At 34.0% G+C, this 16,094-nt stretch carries 17 protein-coding genes; 16 read left to right on the plus strand and 1 reads right to left on the minus strand.

What is annotated here, in order from left to right; genetic code table 11:
* The first annotated feature begins 18 nt into the window (after positions 1–18).
* Both DYE31_RS04430 and DYE31_RS12735 read left to right on the plus strand, forming a co-directional pair.
* Positions 19–2,220 (plus strand): heavy metal translocating P-type ATPase, encoded by a 2,202-nt coding sequence (locus DYE31_RS04430; protein WP_015900830.1) that lies wholly within the window; start codon positions 19–21, stop codon positions 2,218–2,220.
* Between the two features lie 75 nt (positions 2,221–2,295).
* A complete protein-coding gene (locus tag DYE31_RS12735; protein WP_167313208.1) occupies positions 2,296–2,436 on the plus strand; it encodes an Lmo0850 family protein in 141 nt (46 codons plus the stop codon).
* Positions 2,437–2,507: 71 nt separating this feature from the next.
* Here DYE31_RS12735 and DYE31_RS04435 read toward each other — a convergent pair whose 3' ends face one another.
* Positions 2,508–3,725: an FtsW/RodA/SpoVE family cell cycle protein gene (locus DYE31_RS04435; protein WP_015900829.1), complete on the minus strand. Its 1,218-nt coding sequence runs from the start codon at positions 3,723–3,725 to the stop codon at positions 2,508–2,510.
* A gap of 257 nt (positions 3,726–3,982) precedes the next feature.
* On the opposite strand from DYE31_RS04435, the gene DYE31_RS04440 reads away from it, so the two are divergent.
* The 14 genes from DYE31_RS04440 to sigB all read left to right on the plus strand — a co-directional run bounded on the left by DYE31_RS04440 (position 3,983) and on the right by sigB (position 16,034).
* Positions 3,983–5,053 carry a D-alanine--D-alanine ligase gene (locus DYE31_RS04440; RefSeq protein WP_015900828.1) on the plus strand — a complete coding sequence of 357 codons (1,071 nt, stop codon included), beginning with the start codon at positions 3,983–3,985 and terminating at the stop codon, positions 5,051–5,053.
* 12 nt (positions 5,054–5,065) lie between these two features.
* A complete protein-coding gene (locus DYE31_RS04445) occupies positions 5,066–6,430 on the plus strand; it encodes a UDP-N-acetylmuramoyl-tripeptide--D-alanyl-D-alanine ligase (protein ID WP_015900827.1) in 1,365 nt (454 codons plus the stop codon).
* 339 nt (positions 6,431–6,769) lie between these two features.
* A complete protein-coding gene (gene cshA / locus DYE31_RS04450; protein ID WP_015900826.1) occupies positions 6,770–8,293 on the plus strand; it encodes a degradosome RNA helicase CshA in 1,524 nt (507 codons plus the stop codon).
* Between the two features lie 159 nt (positions 8,294–8,452).
* Entirely contained in the window at positions 8,453–8,923 is a 471-nt protein-coding gene (locus DYE31_RS04455) for a PH domain-containing protein (RefSeq protein ID WP_015900825.1), read from the plus strand.
* Positions 8,916–10,403, plus strand: coding sequence for a PH domain-containing protein (locus DYE31_RS04460; protein ID WP_015900824.1), 1,488 nt, complete (start codon positions 8,916–8,918; stop codon positions 10,401–10,403). Before DYE31_RS04455 ends, DYE31_RS04460 begins: the two co-directional genes overlap by 8 nt.
* Complete coding sequence (locus DYE31_RS04465; RefSeq protein ID WP_115314364.1) at positions 10,393–10,893, plus strand: PH domain-containing protein; 501 nt, start codon at positions 10,393–10,395, stop codon at positions 10,891–10,893. Before DYE31_RS04460 ends, DYE31_RS04465 begins: the two co-directional genes overlap by 11 nt.
* Position 10,894: 1 nt before the next feature.
* On the plus strand, positions 10,895–11,248 hold the full coding sequence (acpS, locus tag DYE31_RS04470; protein WP_015900822.1) for a holo-ACP synthase: 354 nt from the start codon (positions 10,895–10,897) through the stop codon (positions 11,246–11,248).
* Between the two features lie 63 nt (positions 11,249–11,311).
* Positions 11,312–12,466, plus strand: coding sequence for an alanine racemase (alr, locus tag DYE31_RS04475; RefSeq protein WP_015900821.1), 1,155 nt, complete (start codon positions 11,312–11,314; stop codon positions 12,464–12,466).
* Positions 12,467–12,546: 80 nt separating this feature from the next.
* Entirely contained in the window at positions 12,547–12,714 is a 168-nt protein-coding gene (gene mazE / locus DYE31_RS04480) for a type II toxin-antitoxin system antitoxin MazE (protein WP_015900820.1), read from the plus strand.
* Entirely contained in the window at positions 12,711–13,061 is a 351-nt protein-coding gene (locus tag DYE31_RS04485; RefSeq protein ID WP_075140914.1) for a type II toxin-antitoxin system PemK/MazF family toxin, read from the plus strand. Before mazE ends, DYE31_RS04485 begins: the two co-directional genes overlap by 4 nt.
* 343 nt (positions 13,062–13,404) lie before the next feature.
* Positions 13,405–14,406 (plus strand): PP2C family protein-serine/threonine phosphatase, encoded by a 1,002-nt coding sequence (locus DYE31_RS04490; RefSeq protein ID WP_015900818.1) that lies wholly within the window; start codon positions 13,405–13,407, stop codon positions 14,404–14,406.
* A gap of 75 nt (positions 14,407–14,481) precedes the next feature.
* Positions 14,482–14,808 (plus strand): anti-sigma factor antagonist, encoded by a 327-nt coding sequence (locus DYE31_RS04495; protein ID WP_015900817.1) that lies wholly within the window; start codon positions 14,482–14,484, stop codon positions 14,806–14,808.
* Position 14,809: 1 nt separating this feature from the next.
* Positions 14,810–15,289 carry an anti-sigma B factor RsbW gene (rsbW, locus tag DYE31_RS04500; protein ID WP_015900816.1) on the plus strand — a complete coding sequence of 160 codons (480 nt, stop codon included), beginning with the start codon at positions 14,810–14,812 and terminating at the stop codon, positions 15,287–15,289.
* Entirely contained in the window at positions 15,264–16,034 is a 771-nt protein-coding gene (gene sigB / locus DYE31_RS04505) for an RNA polymerase sigma factor SigB (RefSeq protein WP_015900815.1), read from the plus strand. The genes rsbW and sigB overlap by 26 nt, the downstream gene beginning before the upstream one ends.
* Positions 16,035–16,094: the final 60 nt, after the last annotated feature.

A 16,094-nucleotide genomic window follows, 5' to 3' on the forward strand; every position in this document is an offset into this window, starting at 1 on the left:
AGGGTATAAGGAGTGAGGATGTTGGAAAAAGCGGAATTTAAAATTTCAGGTATGACGTGTGCCGCATGTTCTGCAAGGATAGAGCGCGTTTTAAATAGAACTGAAGGTGTTGATAGTGCCAATGTCAATTTGGTAACCGAAAAAGCAGCGGTTGATTTTAAGGGCAATGATATCGATATAAATGAAATCTTTGAAAAAGTAAAAAATTTAGGATATGAACCCATTGCGATTGAGACCGCTGAAGAAACACAAAAAAGAAAGAAAAAAGAATTAGATAAGCAAAAATACAAATTCATCATATCTCTTATTCTATCTTTACCCCTTATTTATACCATGGTGGGGCATTTTAGTTTTCTAAGTTTCTTGCCGTTACCTCATTTTATGGTGCAACCGTGGTTCCAATTCATTTTAGCGACGCCTGTTCAATTTATTCTAGGTTGGCAATTTTATAAAGGTGCTTACAGTTCACTGAGAAATAAAAGTGCCAACATGGATGTGCTTGTTGCCCTAGGTACTTCAGCAGCTTATTTTTATAGTATTTATTTAGCCATTATTCATTATGGTGAATCGCATATTCCTTTATACTTTGAGACAAGTGCTGTCTTAATTACATTAATTTTATTAGGAAAATACTTTGAAGCTAAAGCTAAAGGTCATGCGAGTGATGCAATAAATAAATTACTATCGCTGCAAGTTAAAGAAGCACGTGTTGAAAGAAATGGTGAAGCGGTAGAAGTTCCTGTTGACCAAGTTGAAAAAGGAGATATCTTGCTTGTTAAAAGCGGTGAGTATATTCCATTAGATGGTGAAATTATTGAAGGTAACACAAGTATAGATGAATCTATGCTGACTGGAGAAAGTATTCCAGTTGATAAAGAAAAAGATGATGAAGTGATTGGTGCAACGCTCAATCATGGAAACTTTATTAAAGTAAAAGTCACTCAAACAGGCGATGATTTAGTTTTAAATCAAATTATTCGTATTGTGGAAGAAGCACAAGGTGAAAAACCTAATATTCAACGATTAGCAGATAAAATTTCCGGTATTTTTGTGCCGACGGTATTAATTATCGCATTGATTGTATTTATAGTTTGGTTCAGTTTAATTACACCACTTGATTTTCAATCTAGCTTAGAGGTCTTCATTGCGGTAATAGTTATTGCTTGTCCTTGCGCATTAGGTCTTGCGACGCCGACATCAATTATGGCGGGATCTGGACGTGCAGCTGAACTCGGTGTATTATTCAAATCTTCAGAATCATTAGAGCAAACTCAAAATGTAGACACAATAGTTTTTGATAAAACAGGTACTTTAACAGAAGGGCACCCAACTGTCTATAAAGTCATTGATAATACGGATAATCAACAGTTCGGAACTTTAGTAAAAAGTATGGAACAACAATCAGAACATCCACTTTCTCAAGCAATTACTGAATACTATGCAGATACACCATCTGTTCCGGTTGAACACTATCAAACACATGCAGGTAATGGAATAAGCGGTGAAATTAACGGACAAAAAATCCAAATTGGATCTATTAGTTTTATTAAGCCTGTTTTAGATAATTGGGATAATCAAATAGAAGAAGAAATTGAAGGATTGCAAAAACAAGGTGCGACTGTTGTATTAGCAGCGATTGATAAAAAATTTGCGGGTATGATTGCTTTACGTGATGAGCCTAAAGAAACTGCTAAAAACCTTATCCATCAATTACGTGATGAATATGACATTATTATGCTGAGCGGCGACACTCAAACGACAGCTGAATCGATTGCTTTTGAATTAGGTATTGAACATGTAATCGCTGGCGTTAAACCAGATGATAAAGCAAACCAAATTGGACGTCTGCAAGATGAAGGCAAGAATGTCATGATGGTAGGCGATGGTATTAATGATGCACCTGCATTAGCTAAAAGTAATATTGGTTTAGCAATGGGCACTGGTTCTGATATCGCAATCGAAGCGGGCGATATTATGATTGTCGGCGGAGATATCCAAAAAGTAGATATTGCGCTTGATATGAGTAAGAAAACATTGAAAAATATCAAAGAAAATCTGTTCTTCGCATTTTGTTATAATGCAATAGGCATCCCAGTAGCAGCGTTCGGTTTATTAGCGCCATGGATAGCCGGAACAGCGATGGCTTTCAGTTCAGTTTCTGTAGTGCTCAATGCTTTGCGACTTCAAAAAGTTAAATACCAGAAAAATTTACAAAAATAATGTAGTAAATGAATATATTTTAGGGTAGAATGAAAGTAACTTATATATAAGTAATTCGAAGATGGGGTGAACATAATGAATAAAAGTACAGATAAATTACGTAATGTCGTTCAATTATTGTCTTCGCTCGGTGTCAATATTAAGAAAACTAAATCACGCTTAGAGATTATGCACACGTTACCCAATACATCCGTAGCAACACCAAAATTAAAATAATTTTATTTTAAATTGAAAACAGGTTATCAGAAAACATTCTAAAGAATGTTTCGCTCTGATAACCTGTTTTTTTAATTTTTACTTGGATTAGCTGATTTTGATCGTAACAGATCAGGTTGATAAGGTGTAGGCTGATGGTAATAGATAGATAACACAATACCAATACCAACCATTAAACTCCAAAGCGAGCTTCCTCCGTAACTGATGAATGGAAGCGGGATACCAGTAATAGGAAGTAACTGTATGGTCATACCCATATTTTGTACGGCATGGAACAAAATTAATGATACAAAGCCGATAATATATGTTTTATTGTAAATACTGTCTGTTTTACTTGCTAATCTTACAAGATGGAAAAGTAAAACTAAGAAGACAATAATAACAGCAACTGCTCCTATAAAACCGAACTCTTCTCCGATGACAGAGAAAATAAAGTCGGTATGGTTTTCTGGTATATACACTTCACCGTGATTTAAACCTTTACCGAATAATTGACCTGAACCAATTGCTTTTAATGATTCAGTCAGGTGGTAACCATCACCAGAACTATATGCATACGGATCAAGCCATGACGCAATACGACCTAACTGATACGTTTTGATGCCGAAGCCGCTTTCTATCAAGGAAGGCTTATATATAATGGAAAGAATAAAGAACCCGCCTACAAACATGATTGTAAGAAAAATAGGTGCTAAAATTTTCCAAGTAATACCACTGACGATTAAAACGCCGACGATAATCGCGAGACAAACCAAAGTAGTTCCTAAGTCATTTTGCAATAGTATGAGTACCATTGGTAAAGCAGAGACTAAAATAATTTTCATAAAGAGTTTGAAATCAGATTCTAATGACTTATTAAACGTGTATTTATTATGTCTCGATACAATTTTGGCTAAAGCTAAAATCAAGATGATTTTCATGAATTCAGAAGGTTGGATGCTGATTGGTCCGAAACTATACCAACTTTTCGCGCCGTTTATAATCGGTGTGATAGGTGTTTCTGGTAAAACCAGCAATCCTATTAATAGGATACAAATGATGAAATACAATGTATAAGTGTATTTCATGATACGTTTAGGTGAAATTAACATAATTGCAAAGGCAATAATGCCACCAAGTATGTAATATAAAATTTGACGGATACTGAAGTTAGAACTATATTGACCGCCACCCATAGCAGATTGAATAAACAATACACTGATAGCAGCCATAACAATTAAAATGCCGATCAGTACCCAATCGATACGCCGCAGCCATGATTTGCTGGGCTTTTGACGTGTTGCTTTCATTGGTAAGTTCCCCTTTTAAATTGCTATTTCTTTTTTCTTAAGTATATACCTTTATTTAAAAAGATAGAATCATCGTTGTTAATAATTTAAAAAATCATTATAACTCAAACTATAGCATATTTGCGATTTAAGCTGTACCTATATATAGTCTATCGGTTATTAAAAATTTGTGAATTCAAATTTACCCAGTTATCACATGCAATCTGATTTGAAATCGTGATAAAATAAAGTTTAACAATGCGTTTGGAGGAAAGAATATGGCTAAAGAAAACATATGCATCATTTATGGTGGAAAAAGCGCAGAACACGATGTATCCATTTTAACTGCGCAAAATGTATTAAATGCAATCAATAAAGATGACTATCAAGTCGATATCATTTATATCACAAATGATGGAGCTTGGAAGAAAAAAGATGACATTACTGAAAATGTGGAAGATGTAGATAGTTTACGTCTAGAGGAAGTTGAAGAAGGTGAAATTTCTAACTTGCTCACTAACAGCAGTTCAGGTCAGCCATATGCAGCAGTATTCCCATTGCTACACGGTCCAAATGGAGAAGACGGTACAATTCAAGGTTTATTCGAAGTATTAGATTTACCATATGTAGGAAATGGTGTACTCGCCGCTTCTAGTACAATGGACAAATTAGTGATGAAACAATTATTTGCTCATAGAGGATTACCGCAACTTCCTTATGTCAGCTTCTTAAGAAGTGAATATGAAAAATATCAAAGCAATATTTTAAAATTGGTTAAAGACAAACTTGAATTCCCAGTGTTCGTAAAACCAGCTAACTTAGGCTCAAGTGTCGGAATCAGCAAATGTAATAACGAAGAGGAATTAAAATCTGGTATTGAAGAAGCGTTCCAATTCGACAGAAAATTAGTGATTGAGCAAGGTATTGAAGCACGAGAAATCGAAGTCGCTGTTTTAGGTAATGACTATCCAGAAACAACACAACCAGGAGAAGTGGTTAAAGATGTCGCTTTCTATGACTATAAATCTAAATACTTAGATGGAAAAGTACAATTATCAATTCCAGCAGAGTTAGATTCTGAAGTTCAAACAACTTTACGCAACATGGCTGCTGAAGCATTTAAAGCAACAGATTGTTCAGGACTTTTACGTGCAGACTTCTTTGTGACAGAAGATAACCAAATCTTTATCAATGAAACGAATGCAATGCCAGGATTTACACAATACAGCATGTATCCAAGTTTATGGGAAAACATGGGCTTATCTTATGCAGACTTGATTACAAAATTAATTGAACTTGCTAAAGAAAAACATGTTGAAAAACAAAAGAATAAATACAAAATTGATTAAGGTAGTGCTTTTATGATTGATGTAACTTTAAAACAAATTAAAGAATGGATTCCCTGTGAAATTGACGATCAATATTTACAACATAAAATACACGGTGTATCAATCGACTCTAGAAATATAGACGAAAACAACTTGTTTGTTCCGTTCAAAGGTGAAAATACAGATGGCCATCGATTTGTTGAACAAGCTTTAGAAGATGGCGCAGGTGCAGCATTTTATCAAAATGATGCTAAACCTGATCATGAGATAGAGGGACCTATTATTTGGGTCGATGATACATTATTGGCTTTGCAGGAATTAGCCAAAGCATACTTAAAGCATGTTAATCCAAAGGTCATTGCAGTGACAGGATCGAATGGTAAAACAACAACTAAAGATATGATTGAAAGTGTGTTGAAACCAGCTTTCAAAGTGAAAAAAACACAAGGAAATTATAATAATGAAATTGGTATGCCGCTTACCATTTTACAACTGGATGAAGATACAGAAATCTCTATTTTAGAGATGGGAATGTCTGGTTTCCACGAAATTGAATTACTTTCAGAAATTGCACATCCTGATATTGCAGTGATTACTAATATCGGTGAATCACATATGCAAGATTTAGGTTCAAGAGAAGGTATTGCACGCGCTAAATTTGAAATTGTGTCAGGTTTAAAACCAGGCGGCGTCTTTATTTATGATGGTGATGAACCTTTATTAAAACCGCATGTTGATACTTTGAAAGATACAGAAGCTATTAGTATCGGACTCGCACAAGATAACAGTGTTGTATGCAGCGTTGAACAACACGATGCGATGGGCATAGCTTTTACCTTAAATACAAACGAACATTACCAAATACCGATTTTAGGTACACATAATATGCGTAATGCTGCTATCGCGATTTCAATTGGAAAAATACTTGGTCTTTCTTATGAAGAAATTCAAGAAAATATTTCAAAAGTAAAATTGACAGGTATGCGTATGGAATTACATCGTACGGATTCAAATATCTCAGTTATTAATGATGCTTATAATGCAAGTCCTACGAGTATGAAAGCTGCAATTGATACTTTAGCGGCAATGGATGGACGTAAAATCCTGATTTTAGCGGATGTTTTAGAATTAGGTGAAAATAGTGCTGAAATGCATGCTTCAGTTGGTGATTATTTACAAGACAAAGGCATTAACCTTTTATTAACATTCGGTGATGAAGCGGTTCATATTTATGAAAATGGTAAAGCTAACGTCGATGAAGCGCACCACTTCAATCATAAAAATGAATTGATTGAATTCATTACACAACATGCACAAGCAGAAGATGAAATTTTAATTAAAGGGTCTCGGGGTATGAAATTAGAAGAGGTCTCAGATGCTTTAATTCACAACAATTAAAAAAATTATAAATATAAGTTAGTAAGATGATAATAGCTTTAACTACAGTAATTCATATCATTTTACTAACTTTTTTATATTAACATTGAAAATTGCTTCGTTGCTATAATAGGCGCTAGGTGGTATTATATAGAAGTTGATGAAAATTAAAGACAAGGTGGGGGCGGGTGCTCGTCGTTATTAGAGTTCTTATGAAAATAACGAAAATATTTGAAATTTGACCGCTCATTTTTTATCATTTTTTAGATAAAAGGTAAGCTTATAGATGACGTATATCGACCGAATTGAAGAGCACACGATCATCAAAGTCGTCTCGACCATATATAAAGGAGAATTAATTTGCAAAAATTTAAAGATTTAGGTGTTTCAGATAAAACTGCAGAAACACTTGGTAATATGGGTTTTGAAGAACCGACTCCAATCCAAACAGATAGTATCCCTTACGCTTTACACGGATTAGATATCTTAGGACAAGCGCAAACAGGTACTGGTAAAACAGGGGCATTCGGTATCCCATTAATAGAAAAAGTAGTAGATAAAGAAGGCGTACAAGCGTTAATTTTAGCTCCGACTCGTGAATTGGCAATGCAAGTTGCAGAACAATTAAGAGCATTCAGTCGTGGACAACGTGTCCAAGTTGCGACAGTATTCGGTGGTATGCCGATTGGACGTCAAATTAAAGCATTGAAAAAAGGTCCGCAAATTGTTGTAGGTACACCAGGTCGTGTGATTGACCATTTAAATCGTCGTACTTTGAAAACTGACGATATTAAAACATTGATCATTGATGAAGCGGATGAAATGATGAACATGGGATTCATTGATGATATGAGATTTATTATGGATCACTTACCATCTGAAGACAGACAAACAATGTTGTTCTCGGCAACTATGCCGAAAGCAATTCAAACACTTGTTCAACAATTTATGAAATCACCAAAAATTGTTAAAACAATGAATAACGAAATGTCAGATCCTCAAATTGATGAGTATTATACAATTGTAAAAGAATTAGAGAAATTTGAAACATTTACTAATTTCTTAGATGTACATCAACCTGAATTGGCGATTGTATTCGGTCGTACAAAACGTCGTGTAGATGAGTTGACTAGTGCGTTAATTTCTAAAGGTTATAAAGCAGAAGGCTTGCATGGTGATATCACTCAAGCAAAACGTTTAGAAGTATTGAAAAAATTCAAAAATGATCAAATCGACATTTTAGTTGCAACAGATGTTGCTGCACGTGGATTAGACATTTCAGGTGTCAGCCATGTATACAATTTCGATATTCCTCAAGATACTGAAAGTTACACACACCGTATTGGTCGTACAGGTCGTGCTGGTAAAAAAGGTATCGCTGTTACATTTGTGAATCCGATTGAAATGGATTATATCCGTCAAATCGAACAAACAAATGACCGTCGCATGAGAGCTTTACGTCCGCCGCATCGTAAAGAAGTTTTACGTGCACGTGAAAATGACATTAAAGAAAAAGTTGAAAAATGGATGTCTCAAGAACATTCAGAACGTTTACAAGATATTTCTTCTCAATTGTTAAATGAATATAATGATGTAGAACTTGTATCAGCTTTATTACAAGAATTAGTTGAAGCTAATGATGAAGTAGAAGTACAATTAACATTTGAAAAACCGCTTGCGCGTAAAGGTGGCCGTCATAACTCAAAAGGACCACGTAGAAGCGGCAAACCTAATAAACGTTCAAATAATAAATTTGATAATAAAAACCGTCGCGGTAAAGGTAATAAAGGCGGTAAAAACAACGGTGGCAAGAAATTTAAAAACGATAAAAAAGATCATAAAAAACCAATTAAAGGACGTACATTTGCAGACATGCAAAAATAGTTGGTTGGTTATATAAATGATGAAAAGCATTGATTCGAAACTATCGAATCAGTGCTTTTTTGTTTTAAAAACAAAATTATAAAATTCTCCAAATTTGTTTCGGTTATTGTTAGAATATAACTATATGTATAAATATTTTATGATAGGAGAGGCAACTTAATGGAATCTCGACAGCAAAGTCCTAGAATAGTCTTAGGTTACTATTATTTAAGTTTCACTCTAAGATTTTTGATTGTTTTCATAATAGCTCTAGGTTTCAGCATCTTTTCTTATTATTTTAATTGGTCACCGTGGGTTATATATAGTGTTGGTATATTACTACTGCTGCAATTGTTGTTTTTTGCAGTACAACCATGGATTTTATACCATCATAGATATTTCACTCTTAAAGATAACCACATCATGATTATTAACACCTTCTTTTTTAAAAAAGAAGCAGTCATTAAATTGGACAGAGTGCAATATTTAGAGCGTAAAACAGGACCGTTATTAAATCGATTCGGGTTATGTAAAAATCATATTGTGACGGCGGGACATAAAATTGTCCTTCCTTTAATCGACAAAAGTACAACAAAAGATATGGAAGAATATTGTATGAATTACTTAGAAAAGGTAGATGCAGATGTTTAAACCACAAAAGTTACATCCGATTTCATATTTGTCAGGTTTAATTAAAACAATAAAACAAAATTTCATTGTCATAATTTTGTTCTTTATTAATATTAAAGATTTTCATTTTGCTGATTTAAAACAGTACCTTTGGCCTGGCTTTTTGCTTATTTTATTTATAGCTTCATTTATTATCAATGCTGCAAAAGTTTTTACAACTAGGTATTGGATTGAAGATAATCATTTCATCGTTACATATGGTGTATTTAATAAAAAGCGAAAAGAGTTAGATATACAACGTATACAATCTGTCGATACTTCTCAAGACATCGTTAATAGATTGTTTGGTGGTTTAATTTTAGAAATAAAAGTACCAAGTGACAGTATAAAGCTTGAAATAGTATCTAAGGCACAGAGTGAATATATCGAACAACAAATTAAAAAGGTTCAAAATACAATTGATGCAGCAGATGATATTGTTACTGAGAATGAAGAAGGACCAATCAATGCAGAATATAATCAAGATCAAAAAACAATTTTCCGTTTAACTTTAAAAGAACTAACTTTAATGTCATTGACAAGCGGTTCTATTGTGCTTGCAATATTAACAATTATGCCCATCCTAGGAAGTTTTCAAAGTGTCATACCTTGGGAACGTATTTTTAATCAATTTCAGCATATTGCTCAAGCAGCTTATATCGTAACATCATTACTTATTATAATCGGTTTGCTGATAGCTTACATCATTGGGGTAATTATTGAATTCACAAGATATTATGGTTATACATTAAAAGAAGAGAATCACCAATTAAAAATTAGGTATGGGTTATTTAATGTGAAAAGTCTGACAGTCCCTACAATACGCATTCAAGCTGTTGTTGAAAAGCAATCATTTTTACGTAGATTGATTGGGTATACAACGATTTATTTTGTGATTACAAGTGATGGAGTGAATAAAATGGAAAGTGAAAATGCTTCTGGCGAAGTTGTCATATTGCCTTTTATGAAAAGAAAAAATGCATATGACATGCTACATTATTTAGTACCATCTTTAAAGTTTCAATCTGTTGAAACAGGATTGCCTAAAGGCGGCATTCGTCGTAATGCTCAAATCATTGTAGGAATCATTCTTATTGCTGGAATAGCAGGGAATTATTTTTGGAATGTCTGGTCTTTAGTAATTGCTTTATTATTAATAGTGCTTGTAATTATTAACAGTATTATAACTGTGAAGTATTCAGGATTGCTTATTTCATCTGATGAATTGACATTGAAACATTCCCAATTAGTTCGGACGCGTTATTACTATACAAAGAAAAATAAACTTGTTGGTTTTGAGAAAAGGCAAAATCCATTTTTAAAAAAAGCAGAACTTGCACATTTTAATTTTATTACAGCAAAAGGTGCAGGGAGTCTAAACATAGGTTTGCGCTTCGTTCAAAATAATGAAGCAGATGAACTGAAAATATGGTACTTGAAGGAGAGAAATTATGAAACTTAATCGCATGTCTTCTAAAGGGAAAAGAGTGTTGGTTATCGGTGCGATAATACGAACGGTTATCATTGCGGTATGTTTAATTGCTGCATTAGTAATTGAACATGTGTGGTTGCATTGGCTTAGCAATACACCTTTTAAAATTACTTGTATTATTGTAGCAGGGCTTATTTTGTTGCAAATTATTTGGGATTGCTTATTACGTCCATGGTTAATGAATCGACAACATGGTTATTTATTGAAAACACATGCTATTACCGTTCAAGAAGGCATGTGGTTTGTAAAACATTTGCAAATTCCTTTGTTTCGTATTCAAAATGTAGATATAGAAGAAGGATGGCTAATGCGCAAATATCAACTTGCGACTTTGAATCTTTCGACAGCTGGCGGTAATGCGGAAATTTTATTAATCGACAAAACCACAGCTCAACAAATTATGGATAATATCAAACATTCTTCATTAAATATAAGTGAAGAATTAGAAGTAGGTGAATAAGTTGATATATGGTATTGGAATCGACTTGATTGAAATTGGTCGGATTAAAACTTTGATGGAACGTCAAAAAAAGTTGCCTGAGCGCATTTTGAGTAAAGATGAATTAACTAAATTTGAAAGTTTTTCTCATGAACAACGGCGGGCTGAATTCTTAGCAGGACGCTTTGCATGTAAAGAAGCATTCAGCAAAGCATTAGGCACAGGGTTAGGAAAGCATGTAAGTTTCCAAGATATTAATTGTCAAAATGATGAATTGGGACGTCCTTATATTCGATATGAAGGGTTTAAAGTACATGTAAGTATCACACACACTGAAAATTATGCCGCGAGTCAGGTGATTCTTGAGAAAATGTAATATAATAGCAGTATTGTTGAATTAAACCGAAAGAGACGGTTTAAAATAAAGGAGTTGAAGATCATGGCGGATAAATTTTATCGGCCTACGTATCTTAAGGTAGATTTAGAAGCAATATTAAAAAACTATCAAGTACTAGGCAAATTACAACCTAATAAAACAGTTATGCCGGTTATCAAAGCGAATGCATATGGAATGGGCAGTGTAAATGTAGGCCATTATTTAAAAAAACATGGTGCTGAATTTTTCGCTGTTGCCACTTTGGATGAAGCAATTGAATTAAGAATGCACGGAATTGATACGAAAATATTAATTTTAGGCGTTGTAATGCCTAAAGACATCAATAAAGCAATTCAGCATCGTGTTGCTTTAACAGTACCTTCATATGCATGGTTAAATGAAGCAATTAAATATCTTGATGAAGACTTAGAAAAGGATTTATGGCTGCATGTCAAAATCGATACAGGTATGGGACGCTTAGGTGTAAAATCAGCAGAAGACTATCAAAAAACAGTAGCTTTGATACAGTCACATGAGCATTTGATTTTTGAAGGTGTATTTACGCATTTTGCACAAGCAGATGAGGATAGTCCACATACAAAAGAGCAATATGAAATTTTTGAAAATTGGGTGGACACAATCCCGCATCCATCGTATGTTCATGCTCAAAATTCTGCAGGTACGATTTTGTTTGATGCACCTATTTGCAACATGGTACGAACTGGTATTTCTTTATATGGCTACTATCCATCTGAATATGTTGAAGAACAGACAAATGCTGAATTGTATCCTAGTGCAGAATGGATAACTGAAATTGTAGATATTAAGTATTTGAACATAGGAGACACTGTAAGTTATGGTTCCACTTATACCGCAGAAAAATCTGAAAAAATTGCGATTTTACCTGTTGGTTATGCAGATGGTTTCCCAAGAATGATGCAAGGTACAAATGTGGAAGTGAATGGACAGCAATGCACGATTATCGGCCGTGTTTGCATGGATCAGATGATGATTGCATTACCTGAAAATGAAGACATTAATGTCGGAGATAAAGTAACTTTATTAAATCGTGAACATAGCGGTCCGCAATCATTATTATCACACGCGAAACAGCAGCAAACCATTAATTATGAAGTGCTTTGCCGTATCGGAAGACGTGTTCCAAGAATTTATGAACCAGAAAAAGTATTTGATATTGTTAACGAATTGCAAAAATAGTATGGTCAGGTATTTTGAAATTTGTTATTATAAGTTTGAATATTAAATTAGTATTTCTTTAATTCTTGGAGGTCTTACTCATGTCAACTTTTAATCAGAATAGAAGTTATAGTTTAGAACAGTCACTGAAAGAAGGCTATGCACAGATGGCTGACTTAAATCTCTCCCTCGCAACGGAGGCATTTTCAGTAGAATGTGAAGCCTGTGATTGCAATGAATCATATTTAGCTTTTGACAAGGATGAATGATGAGGAGAGGCGATGTTTACTTAGCTGATTTATCACCAGTGCAAGGTTCTGAACAAGGGGGAGTTAGGCCTGTTGTAATTATACAAAATGACACTGGAAATAAGTATAGTCCGACAGTTATTGTGGCAGCAATTACTGGACGGATTAATAAAGCAAAAATTCCTACTCATGTTGAAATTGAAAAAAGTAAATATAAATTGGACAAAGATTCTGTTATATTACTTGAACAGATTAGAACAGTCGATAAAAAGCGACTTAAAGAAAAACTGACATATTTATCAGACGAAAAGATGAAAGAAATTGATAATGCGATTCAAATCAGCTTAGGCTTGACACATCGCAATTAATTGAAGTTTAAACGACACAATTAAATTACAAAAGGTTGAGGCAAGATGTAGATGTCTGCCTTACAACTTTGTTCAGACTTGCACACTTAGTATAGCCTGAACCAAACGTTTAAAGAGGCAGAGAAACAATTTCAGCTTATGGTACACGTATGACTTTATTGCTCGACTATCAATATAGTGTAATATGGCGTTCCTAGAGATGCTGATATTGATTTTTGCCTCTTTTTTACATAAAAAATATAATAGAGGCCGGACTTTTTCATTGAGCAAATACTGTGATAAGGTGTCTATCCCTTTTGTAATTAAGATTTAAGAAGAGAATTCAGAAAGAAGGACGATACAAGTGGAAGAATTTAAAGAAAAATATTTGCGAATGTTGCAATTATATGTAGAGTCCTATAATAAGCAAGCTGTGCTTAATCAATTCAAAGATTTCGGACAAGAAATTTTAGAAAAACACATTCATGCTGAAAATGTACTGGACATCCATAAAGCGTGTGCAAGTGAATTGGATTTATCTAGAGAGCAGATTTTAATGTCTTTAGAAATTTTAAAAACGATTGCTCAAACTTATGGATACAGTTATAAGGACTATCAAGAATTAGTTGATAAGTTGTACTATCATGATAAAGAAATGGATTTAGCTTCTCGTTTACAACAAACCATGCTGCAAACAGAAATTCCTCAATTCGACAGTATTCAAATCGGGGTGATTTCTGTTGCTGCCCAAAAAGTAAGCGGTGATTATTTTAATCTGATTGATCATAAAGATGGAACGATGAGTTTTGCTGTCGCTGATGTAATTGGGAAAGGGATTCCAGCTGCCTTAGCAATGAGTATGATCAAGTTCGGTATGGATTCATATGGTCATTCACAATTACCAAGTGATGGATTAAAACGTTTAAACCGCGTTGTGGAAAAAAATGTCAATCAAGATATGTTTGTGACAATGTTTTATGGTCTTTATGAAGAAATGAATCACTTGCTTTATTGCAGTTCGGCTGGTCATGAACCCGGATATGTATTTAGAGCCGAACAAGATGAGTTTGAAGAAATTGACGTCAGAGGACGTGTATTAGGTGTCAAACAACTTGAGCGCTATAAACAACAAGAAATCCCTATTTACTTAAATGATTTAATTATTATTTTTACAGATGGTGTGACAGAAATACGTGATGAAAATGGTAAGTTTATCGATATTGATTACTTGCTTGATTTCATACATAAATATAAAGACTTGCATCCTCAAGATATTGTTCAATTATTGTATGAAGAATTACTTGGCATACAAAAGTCGGGGAAACGCGATGATTTGACGATTTTAATTATTAAGCGTGTAAATTAACAAAAAATGATTAAACCCTATTAACAAAGGGTATATGAGTGATTGAAATATGAACAGACTGGAGTGTAACACTTAATGAACTTAAATATAGAGACACAAAAATATGACGATTATTACGAGATTAAAGTTGGAGGAGAGTTAGACGTATACACAGTTCCAGATTTGGAAAAAGTATTAACTCCAATTAAACAAGAAGGTACACATGATGTACATGTCAACTTGGCAAATGTTAGTTATATGGATTCAACTGGATTAGGCTTATTCGTGGGTACATTAAAAGCTTTAAACCAAAATGACAAAGAACTATATATTATCGGCGCTTCAGATCGTATCAGCCGTTTGTTTGAAATTACTGGTTTAAGCGACTTGATGCACGTAAATGAAGGATCGGAGGTAGAATGACATGCAAGCCAAGCGGAATGTAATTGAAATGAAGTTACCTGCAGAAGCTGAATATGTCAGCTTGATTCGTTTAACTTTATCAGGTGTATTTTCTCGTGCGGGGGCTTCATATGATGATATTGAAGATGCAAAAATCGCAGTTAGCGAAGCAGTTACTAATGCAGTAAAACATGCTTATAAAGGTGAAGATGTCGATGCTGCTATTTATTTGTGTTTCGAAATTTATGAAGATAAAATTAGAGTTGTAGTTTCTGATCAAGGCCAAAGCTTTGATTACGAAGAGAAGAAGAAAGAGTTAGGCCCTTATCAAGAAGATGAGAATATTGATTTCTTAAGAGAAGGCGGCTTAGGGTTATTCTTGATTGAATCATTAATGGATGAAGTAAAAGTCAACAAAGATAATGGCGTAACGATAAGTATGATTAAGTATATAAAAAAAGAGCAGGTGCGAAATAATGGCGAAAGAGTCGAAATCAGTTAACGATATTTCACCTGAACAAATCAATGAGTGGATTAGACAACATCAAAATGATGAAAACACAGACGCCCAAGATAAGCTCGTTAAACATTATCAAAAGTTGATTGAATCTTTAGCATTTAAGTATTCCAAAGGTCAATCACATCATGAAGATTTAGTACAAGTAGGAATGGTGGGATTAATTGGAGCGATTAATCGTTTCGATATCAACTTTGGAAGAAAGTTTGAGGCTTTTTTGGTGCCTACTGTGATAGGTGAAATCAAACGATATTTAAGAGATAAGACTTGGAGTGTTCATGTTCCAAGAAGAATTAAAGAAATCGGACCAAGAATTAAAAAAACTACAGATGAATTAACTAACGAACTTGAACGTTCGCCATCAATTAGTGAGATTGCCGAAAGATTAGAAGTAACGGATGAAGAAGTATTAGAAGCGATGGAGATGGGACAAAGTTATAATGCTTTGAGTGTTGATCATTCAATTGAAGCGGATAAAGATGGTTCAACAGTTACCTTGTTAGATATCATGGGTGAACAAGAAGGCGGCTATGACTTAACTGAAAAACGTATGATTCTAGAGAGAATTTTACCAATTCTTACGGATAGAGAAAGAGAAATCATTCAATGTACATTTATTGAAGGATTAAGCCAAAAAGAAACTGGTGAACGTATTGGTTTAAGTCAAATGCATGTATCTCGTTTGCAGCGTAATGCAATTAAGAAGTTGCAGCAAGCCGCGAAAAAATAAGTTGAATTAAATATCAAGTTAAATTAGGACTGAAACACTATATAGTGTTTCAGTCCTAAT

This window comes from Staphylococcus carnosus, from assembly GCF_900458435.1.
GTDB lineage: Bacteria > Bacillota > Bacilli > Staphylococcales > Staphylococcaceae > Staphylococcus > Staphylococcus carnosus.